Source organism: Corynebacterium nuruki S6-4 (assembly GCF_007970465.1).
GTDB classification, from domain to species: Bacteria; Actinomycetota; Actinomycetes; order Mycobacteriales; family Mycobacteriaceae; genus Corynebacterium; species Corynebacterium nuruki.
Genome location: NZ_CP042429.1, coordinates 632,957 through 648,563 on the forward strand (window position 1 = coordinate 632,957; position 15,607 = coordinate 648,563).

Annotated in this window: 16 protein-coding genes and 1 pseudogene; 8 read left to right on the forward strand and 9 right to left on the reverse strand. The window is 68.8% G+C overall.

Annotated features, from left to right (window positions below):
- Nucleotides 1-10: 10 nt before the first annotated feature.
- Genes FSW06_RS02875 through FSW06_RS02890 form a run of 4 tightly spaced genes read left to right on the forward strand, consistent with a single transcriptional unit; the run spans nucleotide 11 to nucleotide 4,977 of the window.
- Nucleotides 11-1,390: an FAD-binding oxidoreductase gene (locus FSW06_RS02875; RefSeq protein WP_010118556.1), complete on the forward strand. Its 1,380-nt coding sequence runs from the start codon at nucleotides 11-13 to the stop codon at nucleotides 1,388-1,390.
- On the forward strand, nucleotides 1,387-2,787 hold the full coding sequence (locus FSW06_RS02880; protein WP_010118554.1) for an FAD-binding oxidoreductase: 1,401 nt from the start codon (nucleotides 1,387-1,389) through the stop codon (nucleotides 2,785-2,787). The genes FSW06_RS02875 and FSW06_RS02880 overlap by 4 nt, the downstream gene beginning before the upstream one ends.
- On the forward strand, nucleotides 2,780-4,162 hold the full coding sequence (locus tag FSW06_RS02885) for an FAD-binding oxidoreductase (protein WP_010118552.1): 1,383 nt from the start codon (nucleotides 2,780-2,782) through the stop codon (nucleotides 4,160-4,162). Before FSW06_RS02880 ends, FSW06_RS02885 begins: the two co-directional genes overlap by 8 nt.
- Nucleotides 4,159-4,977, forward strand: coding sequence for a RecB family exonuclease (locus FSW06_RS02890; protein WP_010118550.1), 819 nt, complete (start codon nucleotides 4,159-4,161; stop codon nucleotides 4,975-4,977). Before FSW06_RS02885 ends, FSW06_RS02890 begins: the two co-directional genes overlap by 4 nt.
- Nucleotides 4,978-5,241: 264 nt before the next feature.
- Here the strand turns inward: FSW06_RS02890 and FSW06_RS02895 are convergent, their stop codons facing one another.
- Nucleotides 5,242-6,063, reverse strand: a complete 822-nt coding sequence (locus tag FSW06_RS02895) for a DUF1266 domain-containing protein (protein WP_010118548.1) — start codon at nucleotides 6,061-6,063, stop codon at nucleotides 5,242-5,244.
- Between the two features lie 183 nt (nucleotides 6,064-6,246).
- On the opposite strand from FSW06_RS02895, the pseudogene FSW06_RS15035 reads away from it, so the two are divergent.
- The 3 genes and pseudogenes from FSW06_RS15035 to FSW06_RS02905 all read left to right on the forward strand — a co-directional run.
- Nucleotides 6,247-6,324 (forward strand): annotated as a pseudogene (locus tag FSW06_RS15035) (hypothetical protein); the annotation flags it as partial.
- Nucleotides 6,325-6,633: 309 nt separating this feature from the next.
- Nucleotides 6,634-6,915, forward strand: a complete 282-nt coding sequence (locus FSW06_RS14685) for a hypothetical protein (RefSeq protein ID WP_029448722.1) — start codon at nucleotides 6,634-6,636, stop codon at nucleotides 6,913-6,915.
- Nucleotides 6,912-7,691 carry a hypothetical protein gene (locus tag FSW06_RS02905; RefSeq protein ID WP_010118545.1) on the forward strand — a complete coding sequence of 260 codons (780 nt, stop codon included), beginning with the start codon at nucleotides 6,912-6,914 and terminating at the stop codon, nucleotides 7,689-7,691. The genes FSW06_RS14685 and FSW06_RS02905 overlap by 4 nt, the downstream gene beginning before the upstream one ends.
- 9 nt (nucleotides 7,692-7,700) lie before the next feature.
- Here FSW06_RS02905 and FSW06_RS02910 read toward each other — a convergent pair whose 3' ends face one another.
- The 5 genes from FSW06_RS02910 to FSW06_RS02930 all read right to left on the reverse strand — a co-directional run bounded on the left by FSW06_RS02910 (nucleotide 7,701) and on the right by FSW06_RS02930 (nucleotide 12,192).
- Complete coding sequence (locus FSW06_RS02910; RefSeq protein ID WP_010118543.1) at nucleotides 7,701-8,633, reverse strand: Sir2 family NAD-dependent protein deacetylase; 933 nt, start codon at nucleotides 8,631-8,633, stop codon at nucleotides 7,701-7,703.
- A gap of 153 nt (nucleotides 8,634-8,786) precedes the next feature.
- On the reverse strand, nucleotides 8,787-10,253 hold the full coding sequence (gene aspA / locus FSW06_RS02915) for an aspartate ammonia-lyase (RefSeq protein WP_238525901.1): 1,467 nt from the start codon (nucleotides 10,251-10,253) through the stop codon (nucleotides 8,787-8,789).
- A gap of 154 nt (nucleotides 10,254-10,407) precedes the next feature.
- Nucleotides 10,408-11,253 (reverse strand): ATP phosphoribosyltransferase, encoded by an 846-nt coding sequence (hisG, locus tag FSW06_RS02920; RefSeq protein ID WP_010118540.1) that lies wholly within the window; start codon nucleotides 11,251-11,253, stop codon nucleotides 10,408-10,410.
- Nucleotides 11,254-11,287: 34 nt separating this feature from the next.
- Nucleotides 11,288-11,551 carry a phosphoribosyl-ATP diphosphatase gene (locus FSW06_RS02925; protein WP_010118538.1) on the reverse strand — a complete coding sequence of 88 codons (264 nt, stop codon included), beginning with the start codon at nucleotides 11,549-11,551 and terminating at the stop codon, nucleotides 11,288-11,290.
- A gap of 5 nt (nucleotides 11,552-11,556) precedes the next feature.
- Nucleotides 11,557-12,192, reverse strand: coding sequence for an HAD family hydrolase (locus FSW06_RS02930; RefSeq protein ID WP_010118537.1), 636 nt, complete (start codon nucleotides 12,190-12,192; stop codon nucleotides 11,557-11,559).
- A gap of 36 nt (nucleotides 12,193-12,228) precedes the next feature.
- Between FSW06_RS02930 and FSW06_RS02935 the strand changes: the two genes are divergently transcribed.
- Nucleotides 12,229-13,050, forward strand: coding sequence for a thioesterase family protein (locus FSW06_RS02935; protein WP_010118536.1), 822 nt, complete (start codon nucleotides 12,229-12,231; stop codon nucleotides 13,048-13,050).
- Here FSW06_RS02935 and FSW06_RS02940 read toward each other — a convergent pair.
- Genes FSW06_RS02940 through FSW06_RS02950 form a run of 3 tightly spaced genes read right to left on the reverse strand, consistent with a single transcriptional unit; the run spans nucleotide 13,034 to nucleotide 15,575 of the window.
- On the reverse strand, nucleotides 13,034-13,432 hold the full coding sequence (locus tag FSW06_RS02940) for a hypothetical protein (protein WP_010118535.1): 399 nt from the start codon (nucleotides 13,430-13,432) through the stop codon (nucleotides 13,034-13,036). The two genes, FSW06_RS02935 and FSW06_RS02940, sit on opposite strands and share 17 nt — an antisense overlap.
- Nucleotides 13,429-14,703: a cysteine--1-D-myo-inosityl 2-amino-2-deoxy-alpha-D-glucopyranoside ligase gene (mshC, locus tag FSW06_RS02945; RefSeq protein WP_010118534.1), complete on the reverse strand. Its 1,275-nt coding sequence runs from the start codon at nucleotides 14,701-14,703 to the stop codon at nucleotides 13,429-13,431. Before mshC ends, FSW06_RS02940 begins: the two co-directional genes overlap by 4 nt.
- 23 nt (nucleotides 14,704-14,726) lie before the next feature.
- Nucleotides 14,727-15,575, reverse strand: coding sequence for an undecaprenyl-diphosphate phosphatase (locus FSW06_RS02950; protein WP_238525897.1), 849 nt, complete (start codon nucleotides 15,573-15,575; stop codon nucleotides 14,727-14,729).
- Nucleotides 15,576-15,607 lie beyond the last annotated feature (32 nt).

Genomic DNA, 15,607 nt, shown 5'->3' on the forward strand with positions numbered 1-15,607 from the left:
GTGGATTCCCATGACTTTCACCGACCTCGGTGACCGGCTGACCGGCTCGCTGACCACCGACCCCGACATCCTGGCGACCTACTCCTGCGACCAGTCCCTCTACAGCCCGGCGGGGACCCCTGCCGCGCTGGTGCGGGCGAAGACCGTGGACGATGTCGTCGCGACGATGCGCTACGCTCACGACCACCACATCCCGGTGGTGCCGCAGGGGGCCCGCTCCGGGATCTCGGGGGCGGCCAACGCGGTCGACGGGGCGATCCTGCTGTCGGTGCGCGGTATGGACCGGATCCTCGAGGTCGACGAGGCGAACATGACCGTCACCGTCGAGCCCGGAATCATCAACCAGGAGCTCAAGGACGCGCTGCGGCCGAAGAAGCTCGCCTATCCGCCGGATCCGGGGTCGGTGGCCATGTGCTCGATCGGCGGGAACATCGCCACCAACGCCGGTGGCATGTGCTGCGTGAAGTACGGCGTGACCCGCGAGTACGTCCGGGAGCTGAAGGTCGTGCTCGCCGACGGGACGCTCACCCGGCTCGGCCACCGCACCGTCAAGGGGGTCGCCGGGCTGGACCTCGCCGGCCTGTTCACCGGCTCGGAGGGGACGCTCGGCGTGATCGTCGAGGCGACCCTGAAGCTCGTGCCGCTGGGCCCGGACCCGCTGACCGCCCTGGCGACCTTCCCCTCGGTCACCGCGGCGATGCGGGCGGTCGCCGCCTACATGGCCACCGGCGCCAGCCCCTCGCTGCTGGAGATGATGGACGCCACGACCATCGGCATGATCAACCAGATCGGCGATTTCGGTCTCGACGAGAACGTCGGTGCGGTGCTCATCATGCAGTCGGACGCCACCACGGCCGCGGCGGACACCGAGGCCTTCGCCGCGGTCGCCCAGGACAACGGCGCCACCGACGTCGCCTTCGCCGACAATGCGACGGACTCCGAACTCCTCGTCGCCGCCCGCCGTTCCGCCCAGCCGGCCTGGGAGCACTACGCCCAGGGCCACGGCGGCGGCCAGCTGCTCGACGACGTGTGCATCCCGCGCTCCACGATGGCGGAGTTCTGCGACCGGATCGAGGGGATCAGCGCGGAGACCGGCGCGATGGTGGCCGTCATCGCCCACGCCGGCGACGGCAACATGCACCCCTCGGTCTTCTTCGACTCCTCCGACGAGGCTTCCGTCGCCCGCGCCCAGGACGCCTTCGACCGCATCATGGCCCTCGGCCTGGAACTCGGCGGCACCATCACCGGTGAGCACGGGGTGGGCAACCTGAAGTCGGCCTGGCTGGCGAAGGAACTCGACGAGGGCAACCGCCGGCTGCACCGTGAGATCAAGAACGCCGTCGACCCCGACGGCATCCTCAACCCCGGGAAGATGCTGGCGGACCTGTGACCGATCCCGATACCCCCGCCGCCCTGGCCTCCCTCGCCGCCGAACTGTCCGGCTCACTGAGCACCGACCCCGACATTCTCGCGACCTACTCGGTCGACGAGTCCGTCCATGAACCGACCGGGCAGGCCCTCGCCCTGGTCAGGGCGTCCTGCGTCGACGATGTCGTCGCCACGATGCGGTTCGCCCACGCCCACGGCATCCCCGTCGTGCCGCAGGGGGCGCGCTCCGGGCTGTCCGGTGGTGCCTGCGCGGTCGACGGCGGCATCCTGCTGTCGGTGCGCGGCATGGACCGCATCCTGGAGATCGACGAGGCGAACATGACCGTCACCGTCGAACCCGGGATCATCAACCAGGATCTCAAGGACGCCCTGCGTCCCCACGGTCTCGCCTACCCGCCGGACCCCGGCTCGGTCGGCATGTGTTCGATCGGCGGGAACATCGCCACCGATGCCGGCGGAATGTGCTGCGTGAAGTACGGGGTGACGCACGAGTACGTCCGGGAGATCACCGTCGTGCTCGCCGACGGCACCGTCACCCGGCTCGGTCACCGCACCGTCAAGGGTGTCGCCGGGCTGGATCTCGCCGGCCTGTTCACCGGCTCGGAGGGCACCCTCGGTGTCATCGTCGAGGCGACCCTCAAACTCGTCCCGTTGGGGGCCGACCCGCTCGCCGCCCTGGCGACCTTCCCCAGCGTGCGTGCGGCCACCGAGGCCGTCGCTGCCTACATGGCCACCGGTGCGACCCCGTCGATGCTGGAGATGATGGACGGGATGACCATCGGCTTCCTCGCCGAAATCGGCGACTTCGGGCTGGACGCCTCGGTCGGCGCCGTGCTCATCATGCAGTCGGATTCGGACCGGGCCGCCGCGGACACCGAGGCCTTCGCCGACATCGCCCGCGACAACGGTGCCGTCGACGTCGCCTTCGCCGACAACCCCACCGATTCCGCGCTGCTGCTCAACGCCCGGCGGTCGGTGCAGCCGGCCAACGAGTTCTACACCCGCTCCCACGGCGGCGGCCAGATGATCGACGACGTGTGCGTCCCGAGGTCCCGGCTCGCCGAATTCTGCACCGGAGTGGAGGCCATCCGCGACGAGACCGGGGTGACCGTCGCCCTGGTCGCCCACGCCGGGGACGGCAATGTCCACCCGTCGGTCTTCTACGACACCGCCGACGAGGCCTCGGTCGCCGCCGGCATGGGCGCCTTCGACCGCATCATGGCGCTCGGGCTCTCCCTCGGCGGCACGATCACCGGTGAACACGGCATCGGCGTGCTCAAGGCGCAGTGGCTGGCGGAGGAGCTCGACGAGGGAAACCGTCGGCTGCACCGCGAGATCAAGCACGCCGTGGACCCCGCCGGGATCCTGAATCCCGGTAAAATGCTGGACTATGTCTGAACTTGCTGAACTCGCCGGGCAGCTGTCCGGATCACTGACCACCGACCCCGACATCCTGGCCACGTATTCGGCCGACCAGTCGGTGTACCGGGCCGACGGCACCGCGCTGGCCCTGGTCCGCGCGAGCTGTGTCGACGATGTCGTCGCCACGATGCGGTGGGCGCACGCCAACGGCGTCCCCGTGGTGCCGCAGGGCGCGAGATCGGGACTGTCCGGCGGGGCCTGCGCGGTCGACGGCGGCATCCTGCTGTCCGTCAGCGGCATGGACCGCATCCTCGAGATCGACGAGGCGAACATGACCGTCACCGTCGAACCCGGCATCATCAACAAGGACCTGAAGGACGCCCTGCGCCCGAAGAAGCTCGCCTACCCGCCGGACCCCGGGTCCTACGCCATGTGCTCGATCGGCGGCAACATCGCCACCAACGCCGGTGGCATGTGCTGCGTCAAGTACGGCGTGACCCGTGAGTACGTCCGCGAGATCAAGGTCGTCCTCGCCGACGGGACGCTCACCCGGCTCGGCCACCGCACCGTCAAAGGTGTCGCGGGCCTGGATCTGGCGAGCCTGTTCACCGGCTCGGAGGGGACCCTCGGCGTGATCGTCGAGGCCACCCTGAAGCTCGTCCCGCTGGGCCCGGACCCGCTCAGCGCGCTGGCGACCTTCCCCTCGGTCACCGCGGCGGCGGAAGCGGTGAGCGCCTACATGAACACCGGCGCCCAGCCGTCCATGCTGGAGATGATGGACGGCACCACCATCGCCATGGTGCAGGACATGACCGACTTCGGACTGGACACCTCGGTCGGCGCGGTGCTCATCATGCAGTCGGACGCCACCACCGCCGCGGCGGACACCGAGGCCTTCGCCGACATCGCCCAGGCCCACGGTGCCGTCGACGTCGCTTTCGCCGACAACGCCACCGACTCCGAGCTCCTCGTCGCCGCCCGCCGGTCGTCCCAGACCGCCTACGAGCACTACGCGCAGAGCCACGGTGGCGGCCAGATGCTCGACGACGTGTGCGTCCCCCGTGACCGGCTCGCCGAATTCTGTACCGGGCTGACCCGGATCAGTGAGGAGACCGGCATCACCGTCGCCGTCATCGCCCACGCCGGCGACGGCAACACCCACCCGTCCGTGTTCTTCGACGACAGTGACGAGGCCTCCGTGAAAGCCGGGTACGACGCCTTCCACCGCATCATGGAGTACGGCCTGGAACTCGGCGGCACGATCACCGGCGAACACGGCGTGGGCGCACTCAAGGCGGTGTGGCTGCCCGAGGAACTCGACGAGGGGTCCCGGCGACTGCACCGCGACATCAAGGACGCCGTCGACCCCGACGGCATCCTCAACCCCGGAAAGATGCTCTCTCACCTGTGAACCAGCCCGCCAAGCGCCGTCGTCTCGCCCTCTCCCCCTCACGTGTCGGGGACTACCGGCAGTGCCCGCTACTCTACCGGTTCCGCACCATCGACCGGCTGCCCGAGCCCAGCACCGTCGCCCAGGTCAAGGGCACACTCGTCCACGCCGTCCTGGAGGAACTCCACGGCCTGCCGCGCGACGAGCGCACCTACCCGGCGGCGGTGAAGATGATCAAGCCGCACTGGGCGGCGATGACCGCCAAGGACCCGGAGCTGTCGGAGCTCGTGCCCGACGAGGACTACATGGACTTCCTCGTCGAGGCCCGGCGCCTGGTCAAGGGCTATTTCCTCATGGAGAACCCCAGCGGGTTCGATGCCGAGTCCTGTGAGAAGTTCGTCGACACCACCCTGCCCAACGGTGTGCCGGTCCGCGGCTTCATCGACCGGGTGGATGTCGCCCCCGGCGGCCAGGTCCGGGTCGTCGACTACAAGACCGGGAAGAAGCCGATCCCCCGGTTCGCCGGGCAGGCGATGTTCCAGATGCGGTTCTATGCACTGGTGTGGTGGCGGCTGTTCGACCACATCCCCGAGCAGCTCCGGCTGATGTACCTGAAGGTCCACGATGACATGGTGCTCTCCCCCACCCCGGCGGAGCTGAACTACGTGGAGAAGGACCTCGCCCGCACCTGGGAGGCCATCGGCGACAACGCCCGGACCGGGAACTTCGCCCCGAAGACCTCGAAGTTGTGCGGCTGGTGTTCGTTCCAGAGGATCTGCCCGGCCTTCGGCGGGACGCCGCCCGAGTACCCGGGGGTGCCGCCCGAGTTCGCGTGACGGGGCAGGGCCGACTGTCTGCGCATCCGTCCGGCAGGCAGGCGAAAACGTCGTTCACCTGGGTCATCGAGGCACTTTTGGCCTGCCAGGCGAGCGGATGGTCTGCCATGCCGACGGTTGCGCTGCCACCGGCCGGTGACACGATGACACGCCGGTAAAAGACACGCGTTGTGACGTATAACCCGAACAGCGCGAGCCGCAGGATTACTCGCCGTATGACGAGGCCTGCGGTTCGCGCTGTGTCGGGGCGGTCTGCGGGGCCGACTACCGCAGCGGCGTGAGCACCCACGGCGAGTCGGGGTGGTGCAGCGCCGTCGCCATCCCACCGGCGTACTCCAGCGACCCGTCGTCGACGGCTTCCACCCACTGGGCCCGGCCGACGAGGAAACCGTCGGCGTGCTCCCGCCAGGAACCGTAGACCTGCCGGGTGAGGTCGAGGGCGGCCCGGACGAACGGCTCGGCGTCCTGTTCGGTGACGAACCCGGCCCCGTGGGCCATCCACAGCACCCGCAGGGACCGCGCCGTGTCCCAGCCGACCGTGTCCGCCGGCAGCGTGGCCGGCAGTGCCAGCACGGACTCCGGGACGAGGAACGGACCGACCACCCGGTTGACTTCCGCGACGACCTGCTCGTCGGTGACCGAGTCCTCGACGGCGCCGCGCACCATCTCGGCGATGCTGGCCAGGTAGCCGGGCCGCTGGCCGACCGGGACGGTCAACAGCTGCCGCAGGGCAGGGAGCATCGCCCGGTACCCCGGATCACCGGCGTACTCCAGCAGGTTCTGCACCGTCCCCAGGGTCTCGTCGCGGTCGTGGACGCCCCAGGAATTGGCGAGCATCTGCCGGTAGGTGCCGGCCATGTCGGTGCCGAACATCTTCTTCAGCCCCTTCTTCGGGGTGTGGACCGGCCCCGGGGCGTCCACGACCTGGCCGTCACCGAGTTCGTAGGGCATGTGCAGCGACCAGCCGAGCGCGAGGTCCGGGTCGAGCCGGTTCTGCCGGACGAGGTGCCAGCCCCGGTCGCGGAACTCAGGCAGTTCCAGGTACTCGTCGTAGGTCGTGGCGGTGCTCTGCTGAGGTGAGGTCATGCTCAGTACCGTATCAAGGTCGAGTACTGTGGCGCGGACAAGGTCGACCCCGCGGCAACTGTCCTCTCATCGCCGACTGTAAGCCCGTAGTCAGGCAGTGACGGAGCGACTCGCTTCCCAGGGGTTCTCGGCAGTCCAGGCAGACCATTGACAGATTAGATCCGAAATGGGACATTATCTGTCATGGACGGCAGTCAGTTTCTCACGGTCACCGAGACCGCTGAAGCTCTCGGAGTGACGCCGCGGCACGCCAGAAGGCTGGCGGATTCGGGGGCTCTCACCAGGATCGCCCGAGGAATCATCGACCGGGAGTCGGTGGACAAGTACCTCGTTTCACAGCGTCAAAGTCGCACCAGGTCATGGTCCGAACCAACCGCCTGGGGAGCTGCCGCCCTTCTGTCGGGAGGCGCACCGGACTGGATGGGAAATACTCAGACCTCCCGGTTACGACACTCTCTCCGTGACATCTCCAGTGCGGATGAGCTGATCACTCGGATGAGGGGGCGTAGCCGGGTACAGACATTCGACGCTCACCGAGCAGCACTCCCCCGGCTCCGTGGCCTCATAGCGATGAGTGATCAACATCAACTCGGGCTCAGTGGGATCTCCGGCGACATCGCTGACGGATATATCGACGGGAATCAGATCAGAGAGGTCGTCCGGGGGCTCGGCCTTCGGCCGGCCGTCCACGGAAATGTCACCCTCCGTGCCGTGACCTTTGATTTTGGCCGCGTGCAGTCCCTCGTCACCACCCGCGTGGTGGCGGCACTGGATGCGGCCGTCAGTATTGACCCCCGCACCAGAGGCGTCGGGGAACAGGCACTCGAGGAGATCCTGGAGGTGTTGGCGTGAGTACGGACCGCGCACACATCTCCGTGAATTCTCCGGCCGGCGGATGGCCCACGCCGTGGCCGAGTGTCGCCGAATTGTCCGAGGCGCTTCCCGCCGGTTCCTGGACCCTGGTCGGCGGACTGATGACACAGCTCCACACCATCGACCACGGCATAGGCGTGGTACGGCCGACCAACGACGTCGATATCGCCCTGCACATCGAGACGATGCGTGGTGTCCCCGGAGCCGTAGCCACCGCCCTGGAGGGGTTGGGGTACCGCCTTCAGCACAGTATCGATCCCAGGAACAATACCGCCCATCGCTTCATACGCGGAACAACAGCCATCGACATCGTCACCGACGGTCAGGATGACCAGGTTGATGTACTGATCGCTGATCACGCGGCTCCCCGCGTGGTGGAGAAACTTCGTGGCCGGGACATGGTGAGAATGGAAGGCGGTACGCAGGCACTCCGCCGTACGGTGAATGCCAGGCTGCAGATCGTCGGGGAGGCACGGAGCACCGTGTCCGTACCACGGCCGTTCGGTGCTCTGATCCTCAAGGCGGCCGCTTTCATCACGGACTCGAGGGACAGAGGCCGCCACCTGTTCGATGCCGTAGCGCTTCTCGCGTGTATCGATGATCCGTACGCAGAGCGGGAGGACTTCACGGGTTCAGACCGCGGACGTATAGCCATGCTGGTGTCGCACCTTGGGCAGTCCCACGCGGCCTGGCGATCGCTGCCGGAAGAACACCGGGTACAGGCACAACTGGCACTCGACATCCTCGCTGCCTGAGCGCGCGGGTCAGTCCAGTCCCAGTTCGTCGAGCAGCGCGAGGAACGCCGGCTGCACCCCGGTACGCCACAGCACGTCGACCCGGGCATCGGCCCGGCCCGGTCCCCCGTTGATCACGCTGACCCGCTTGCCCTGCTGCTGTGCGTCGAGGATCAGCCGGTAGCCGCTCATCACCGCCAGTGACGAGCCCGCCACCAGCACCGAGGAGGCGTCCGCGAGCATCCGGGAGGCCCGCTCGCGGCGTCCGGCCGGCACGGCCTCCCCGAAGTAGACGACGTCCGGCTTCAGCAGTTCCGAGCCGCACACTTCGCAACCCACCATCCGGAACTTCGCCACGTGCGCCTCATCGAGGGAGACGTCGCCGTCCGGGTTGACCTGCGTCGGGTCCAGCCGGATCTGTTCGAGGTACCCCGGGTTCGCCGCGGTGAGGCGGATGTCGAAATGCCGCCGGTCCTCGGTGTGCCCGCACGCCAGACAGATCACCCGCGACAGATCCCCGTGCAGGGCCAGCAGATTCTGCGACCCTGCGGCCGCGTGCAGTCCGTCGACGTTCTGCGTCACCACGCCGGAGACCAGCCCGGCCTGCTCCAGCTCGGCGATCGCATAGTGCGTCGGGTTGGGACGCCGCCCCGACATCTCCCGCCACCCGACGTACGACCGCGCCCAGTACCGGTGCGAGGCCGCCGGATCATAGCGGAACTCCTGGTAGGTCATCGGCCGGTGGCGGCCCAGCGAACCGTGCGGCCCCCGGTAGTCCGGGATCCCGGAGTCCGTGGAGACCCCTGCCCCGGTGATGACGAGAACCCCCGCCTCCCGCAGCTGCGCGGCGATCGACCGCAGGGCGACCGCCGGATCGGTCGGCACACCCGTCTCGTCGACCACCCGGGCGATCGAACGCAGTGCGGAGCGGTGGGCCAGGGTGACGGGATCGGGAAGAGCCATGGCCCCGATTCTAGGAGCCCGCCCCGGGTGTACGCCCGGGGACGTTGCGGACACGGGCCCGACCCCGCCGTCCGCGGAACGAACCGACAGGTCGATTTTCCTGTTCCCGGGCATCACCTCGGTTCGTAAACCCGACCGCCCCGGGAATCCGTCCTAGGAGTTGACGTAGAGCTTGCCGCGCCACGTCGGGTGCAGCAGGTTCTCCGTGCTCAGGACCTCGTCGAGGGTCTTCTCGTCGAGCAGGCCGCGCTCCAGCACGACCTCCCGGACCGACTTGCCGGTCCGGGCGCATTCCTTACCGACCAGGTCACCGTTGTGGTGGCCGATGAGCGGGTTGAGGTAGGTGACGATCCCGATGGAGTGCTCGACGTAGGCGCGGCAGACCTCCGGGTTCGCCGTGATGCCGACGACGCACAGGGTGCGCAGCGTGGTGCAGGCGCGCGCCAGCAGCCGGATCGACTCGAACAGCGACTGGGCGATGACCGGCTCCATGACGTTGAGCTGCAGCTGGCCGGCCTCGGCGGCCATGGAGATGGTGACGTCGTTGCCGAAGACCTTGAAGCAGATCTGGTTGACGACCTCCGGGATGACCGGGTTGACCTTCGCCGGCATGATCGACGAACCGGCCTGCCGCTCCGGCAGGTTGATCTCGTTGAGGCCCGCCCGCGGACCCGAGGACAGCAGCCGCAGGTCGTTGCAGATCTTCGACAGCTTCATGGCCACACGCTTGACCACCGAGCTGGCGTTGACGTAGGCGCCGGTGTCACTGGTGGCCTCCAGCAGATCGCCGGCCCCCTTGATCTCCAGACCGGTGACCTCGCTCAGCGCGGCGGTGACCTGCGCCTGGTAGCCGGCGGGGGCGTTGACCCCGGTGCCGATGGCGGTGCCGCCGAGGTTGACCTCCAGCATGAAGCCGGCGGCGCGGTCGAGCTGTGACTGCTCCTCGTCGAGGTTCCGGGCGAAGGCGGTGAACTCCTCGCCGAGGCTCACCGGGACGGCGTCCTGCAGCTGGGTGCGGCCCATGGTGATGGTGTCACCGAATTCCGCGCCCTTGGCCTCGAAGGCACGCTCCAGCGCGCCGAGGTGCTTGATGAGCTCCTGGAAGGCGGAGTGGATGCCGAGCCGGAACCCCGTCGGGTAGGCGTCGTTGGTCGACTGGCTCATGTTGACGTCGTCATTGGGGTTGATGACGTCGTAGCTGCCCTTCGGTTCCCCGAGGTGCTCCAGGGCCAGGTTGGCGACGACCTCGTTGACATTCATGTTCGTCGAGGTCCCCGCACCGCCCTGGTAGACGTCGATCGGGAACTGGTCCATGCACCGGTGGTGCTCGAGGATCTGGTCACAGGCCCAGACAATGGCGTCCGCCTTCTCCCCCGGCAGGGTGTGCAGGCGCTTGTTCGCCAGCGCCGCCGCCTTCTTCACCTGCACCATGCCCCGGATGAACTCGGGGAGCTGGTTCAGCGTGGTCCGCGAGATCTGGAAGTTGTCCACCGCGCGCAGGGCGTGGACGCCGTAGTAGGCGTTCTCGGGGACCTCCATCGTGCCGAGGAGGTCTTCCTCGGTGCGGAAGCTGTCGGCGGAGTGGGCCGACCGGGAGATCGTCTCCGCGGAAGTGATGATGTCCGTGGAGGATGTCACGTACCGTGTCGTGCGTCCGGTCGGGGTCTCCGGGGAGTCCTGCAGGTCCGGGGCGTCCAGGGCGTCCGGGGAGTCCGGGGTGTCAGTCAACTGTCAACCTTTCGGGTTACCGCCGGGTCCGGAAGGGATGGGTGTGTCAGATGCGTGCGATACGGATGTCGCTGGCCAGAATGGCTTTTGCTCCCATGGCGGACAGCTGGTCCATGAGGGTGTTGGCGTCCCTGCGCGGCACCATGGCACGCACAGCGACCCAGTCCTCCTGGGCGAGCGGGGACACCGTCGGAGCGGACAGACCCGGCGTGACCGAGGATACGCTTTCGAGGATGGAACGAGGGCAGTTGTAGTCCAGCATCACGTAGTTGCGGGCGTGGAGGATGCCCTCGATGCGCTTGAGGAAGATCCGCTGCCGGTCATCGAGCTGGGCACCCCGGCGACCGATGACGACCGCCTCGGAGGAGATGATCGGCTCACCGAACGGCTCCAGCCCCTGCTGGCGCAGGGTACGGCCGGTCTCCACGACATCGGCGATGGCGTCCGCCACGCCCAGTCGGATGGAGATCTCCACCGCGCCGTCGAGCCGGATGACCTCGGCGTCCAGCCCGCGGTCCTGCAGGTCACGACGCACCAGGTTCGGGAACGAGGTCGCGATCCGCTTGCCGTCGAGCGCCTCGACGGTCCAGTCCCCGCCCACCGGGGCGGCGTACCGGAACGTCGACCGGCCGAAGCCGAGCCCGAGCAGTTCGTCGGTCTCCTCCCGGGTGTCGGCGGCGAGGTCGCGGCCGGTGATCCCCATGTCGAGGTGGCCGCTGGCGACGTAGATGGCGATGTCCTTGGGGCGCAGGAAGTAGAACTCCACGCCGTTCGGCTCGTCGAGGACGGTCAGGGACTTGCGGTCGCCGCGGCCCGGGTAGCCGGCCTCGCGGAGGATCTCATCGGCGGTCTCGGACAGTGCGCCCTTGTTGGGCACGGCGACGCGCAGCATGGTCTCGGTCATGGGGTGTGCCTGCCTCGCCGTCTCAGAGGAACTTGTAGATGTCGTCGGGGTTCAGGCCACGCTTGACCATGACCACCTGCAGCCAGTAGATGAGCTGCGAGATCTCCTCGGAGAGCTCGTCGTCACTCTGGTACTCGGCGGCGAGCCAGACCTCGCCCGCCTCCTCCGCGATCTTCTTCCCGAGGTTATGCAGTCCACCGTCCAGAGCCTTCACGGTGCCGGATCCTTCCGGACGCTCCTGCGCACGCTGGGACAGTTCCTCAAACAGGGAATCGAAGTTCTTCACGTCCCCTATTCTGTCACACCCGCCCGGGCCTGCCACAGCCGGACCACGTCAGGCAGCGTCAGACCGGCCAGCGCCCCCGGTGCCGAGACATCGACGACCCGGCAGCCGGCCGCGGCCGCGGAGGTCCGGCCGTTGACCGAGTCCTCGAACACCAGGCAGTCGTCGGGGTCGACGCCCAGCCGCCCGGCCGCGGTGCGGTACGGCATGGGATCGGGCTTGCCGACCGCGACCTCGTCGCCGCACACCGAACCGACGAACCAGTGCCTGCCGATACTGTCCAGTGCCTGGTCGGCGAGCCGGCGGAAGGTGTTGGTCACCACCATCATCGGGATGCCGGCGGCCTTCGCCGCCGACAGCAGGTCGTGGACGCCCGGCTGCAGTTCCAGGCCGCGGGCGAACCGGGCGGAGACGTCCTCGTAGAGCCGGTCGATCCAGTCGGCGACCCCGGCGTCGGTGAGCTCCAGGCCGGCCCAGTCCGCGCACAGCCGCACCGTGCCCTCCGCGCTCCCGCCGACCGTCTGTGCCCGGAGTTCGGGGGTGAGCTCGCGTCCCATCGCCGCCGCCATCGCGTAGGTCGCCTCCCCCCAGCGCGGTTCGGTGTCCACCAGTGTCCCGTCCATGTCCCACAGCAGTGCCTTCACACCCCCATCATGCCCGCCGGGATACACTCTCACACTATGACAGACATCACGGACGCTTACTTTCTGCCAGGTGCGACACACACCGATGACGTGGGTACCTCATGGCAGACCTTCACCGCCACCGAACACACCGGGAGCCCCTGGGGCCCCGGATTCCAGCACGGGGCACCCCCGTCCGCCCTGGTGACGCACCTCCTCGAGTCGGCGACCCCCGCCAGCGGCCGACTGGTCCGCACCACCACCGACCTGCTCGGCGCCGTCCCGCTCGGCGAGCTGCGCACCAGCACCCGGGTACTGCGGCCGGGCCGCCGGATCAGCCTCGTCGAGGCCACCGTGACCAACCCGGACGGCCGCGAGGTCGCCCGCGGCACCGGCTGGTGGGTGCGGGAACTGGACACCACCGCCATCGAGACCGCCGTCGCCCCCGACGTCGTCCCCCTGGCCGAGGCGACCCCCGACGACGACCCGTCGGATCCGGGCTCCTTCACCGGCCGGTGGTCGGGCGGCTACATCGACACCCTCGAATGCCGGATCGCCCCCGGTCAACTGTGGGTCCGCAGCACGATCCCCGTCGTCGCCGGCGTCCCGGACTCCCCCTGGACCCGGCTCATGGCGGTCGCCGACGTCGCCAACGGCACCAACCCGACGCTCGACCCGGGCCAGTGGCAGTTCATGAACACCGACCTCACCGTCTGCGTCCACCGGCTGCCGCGCGGCACCTGGACCTGTGTGCAGGCCGACGCCAACTACGGCCCCGACGGTGCCGGCCTCACCGTCGGCCGGCTCTACGACGAGGAGGGCCCGGTGGGCACCACCAACCAGGCGCTGCTGCTGGAGCCCGCTACTCCTGCTCCGTGACACGGTCGAGGTCGGCGAGGATCTCCTCGGCGTCCGCCCCGACCTCCGCGGCCAGGGCGACGACGACCCGGCGGAAGTCCGCCTGCTCCTCCTCCTCGAACACCGCGTCCCCGTACGCCGCACTGACCGTGGTCAGCGCACCGTGGGCGGCGAGGACCGCGAGTGTCGCGGCGTCCGGGACACCGGCGGCACCGGCCGCCTCCCGGACCTCGGCGACCATCCGGCGCAGCACCGCCGCAACCTCGTCGGCGACCTCCGGCGGGTACGGCGGGTCCCACAGGGCCCGGTCCTCCTCGCGCAGGTAACTGCCGGTGGCCATGGCCGTGATGTTCTCCACCATCTCGGCGGCCGCCCGGTCGGCGGCACCCTGCCCCGCGGTCACAGCCGGACGCCCAGCAGGGCGTCGGTCATCGCCGTGACGAGCTCACCGGCGGTCTGACCGGCCCCGTCGCCGGACGCCGCGACCGATCCGCCGGTCACCTGCTCACACCAGTCGTCGACGAGCTGCAGCACCCGGGGGGTGTCCAGGTCATCGGCGAGGGCCGCACGGACCTCGGCGACCAGCGGCGCCGCAACGTCCGCCGGCAGCACGGCGGCCGCCTGTGCCGCCGCCCGCCACCGGGCCAGCCGCTCCTCGGCACGGGTCAGGACCGCATCGGACCAGTCCCGGTCGGCCCGGTAGTGGTTCTCGTAGAGGCCCAGCCGGATCGCGGCGGGATCGTGTCCGGCCTCGACGAGCTTCGAGACGAAGACGAGGTTGCCGAGCGACTTGCTCATCTTCACCCCGTCCAGCCCGATCATGCCGGTGTGGACGTAGTGGTCGGCCATCCGGGCACAGCCGTGGGCCGCCTCCGCGTGGGCCGCGGAGAACTCGTGGTGCGGGAACCGCAGGTCACTGCCGCCGCCCTGGACGGCGAAGGACGCACCGAGCCGGTTGGTGGCGATGGCCGAACACTCGACGTGCCAGCCGGGGCGGCCCGGGCCGAAGGGCGAGTCCCAGGCCGGCTCGCCGTCACGGTGGGCCCGCCACACCAGGGCGTCCAGCGGATGCCGTTTCCCGGGACGGTCCGGGTCGCCACCGCGCTCGGCGAACAGCTCGGCCATCGTCGCGGCATCGTAGCGGGACTCGTAGCCGAACTGCTCGGTGGCGGTGTAGTCGGCGTAGACGTCCGGGTACCCGTCATCGTCGAGCCGGTAGGCCGCACCGACGGCCATCAGCCGACCGACGAGATCGACGACCTCGTCGATGGTCTCCATCGCGCCGACGTACTCGCGCGGCGGGATGACCGACAGGGCCTCCATGTCACCGCGGAACAGGTCGATCTGGGAGGCGCCGAGTTCACGCCAGTCCACCCCGTCGCGCTCGGCCCGCTCGAACAGCGGATCGTCGACGTCGGTGATGTTCTGCACGTAGTGCACCGCATGGCCGTTGTCGGTGAGCAGCCGGTTGACCAGGTCGAAAGTGACGTAGGTCGCGGCATGCCCCAGGTGGGTCGAATCGTAGGGGGTGATGCCGCAGACGTACACACCGACCTCGCCGGACGGCCAGTCGGTGGCGACGGGGCGGACCACGTCATCGGCGGTGTCGTAGAGGCTTAGGGGGACGCCGGACCCGGGGAGGGCCGGAATCTCGGGTGAGGGCCAGGAACGCATGGGAACCGATTCTACCGGCCGGGTCAGGCCGTGATCACGCCGGTGGCCAGCAGCACCATGACCAGCACACCGACCGGGATCCGCCACACCGCGAACCACGCGAAGGAGTGGTGCGAGACGAACTTCAGCAGCCAGGCGATCGAGATGTACCCGAGGATGAAGGCGATTCCCGTGCCCACCAGGAGCTGCAGGCCCGTCGCCGACTGCCCGTCGGTGGGGTTGAAGGCGTCATCGAGGCTGAACAGGCCGGAGGCGAGCACCGCCGGGATGGCCAGCAGGAAGGAGAACCGGGTGGCGACCTCCCGGTCGAGGTTGAGGAACAGTCCGGCGGACACGGTCGCCCCGGACCGGGAGACTCCCGGGATCAGGGACAGGCACTGGGCCAGACCCATGAGGACCGCGTCCTTCATCGTCAGTTTCCCGTAGGTGCGCGTCCGGGTGCCGACCTTCTCGGCCCAGATGAACACGAAGGAGAACAGGATCAGCACGGTGGCGGTGATCCACAGGTTCCGCAGATTGTCGCGGATGATGTCCTTGGCGAAGAAGCCGATCAGGCCCACCGGGATGGTGGCGACGATGACCATCCAGCCCATCCGGTAGTCCAGCGTCCCGCGCCGTTCCCGGTGGAACACCCCGGCGAACCAGCCGGTGATGATGTTCCAGATGTCGCGGGCGAAGAACACCAGGACCGCGAGCTCGGTGCCGAGCTGCACGACGGCGGTGAACGAGGCGCCGGCGTCCCGGCCCCAGAACAGCTCGGAGACGATGCGCAGATGCCCGGAGGAGGACACGGGCAGGAACTCGGTGAGCCCCTGCACGACGGAGAGGACGATGGTCTGGAGCCAGTCCATACCCATGGTGGTGTCAGTCATGTGACGACAGGGTACCGGGTCCGGTGTAGTAC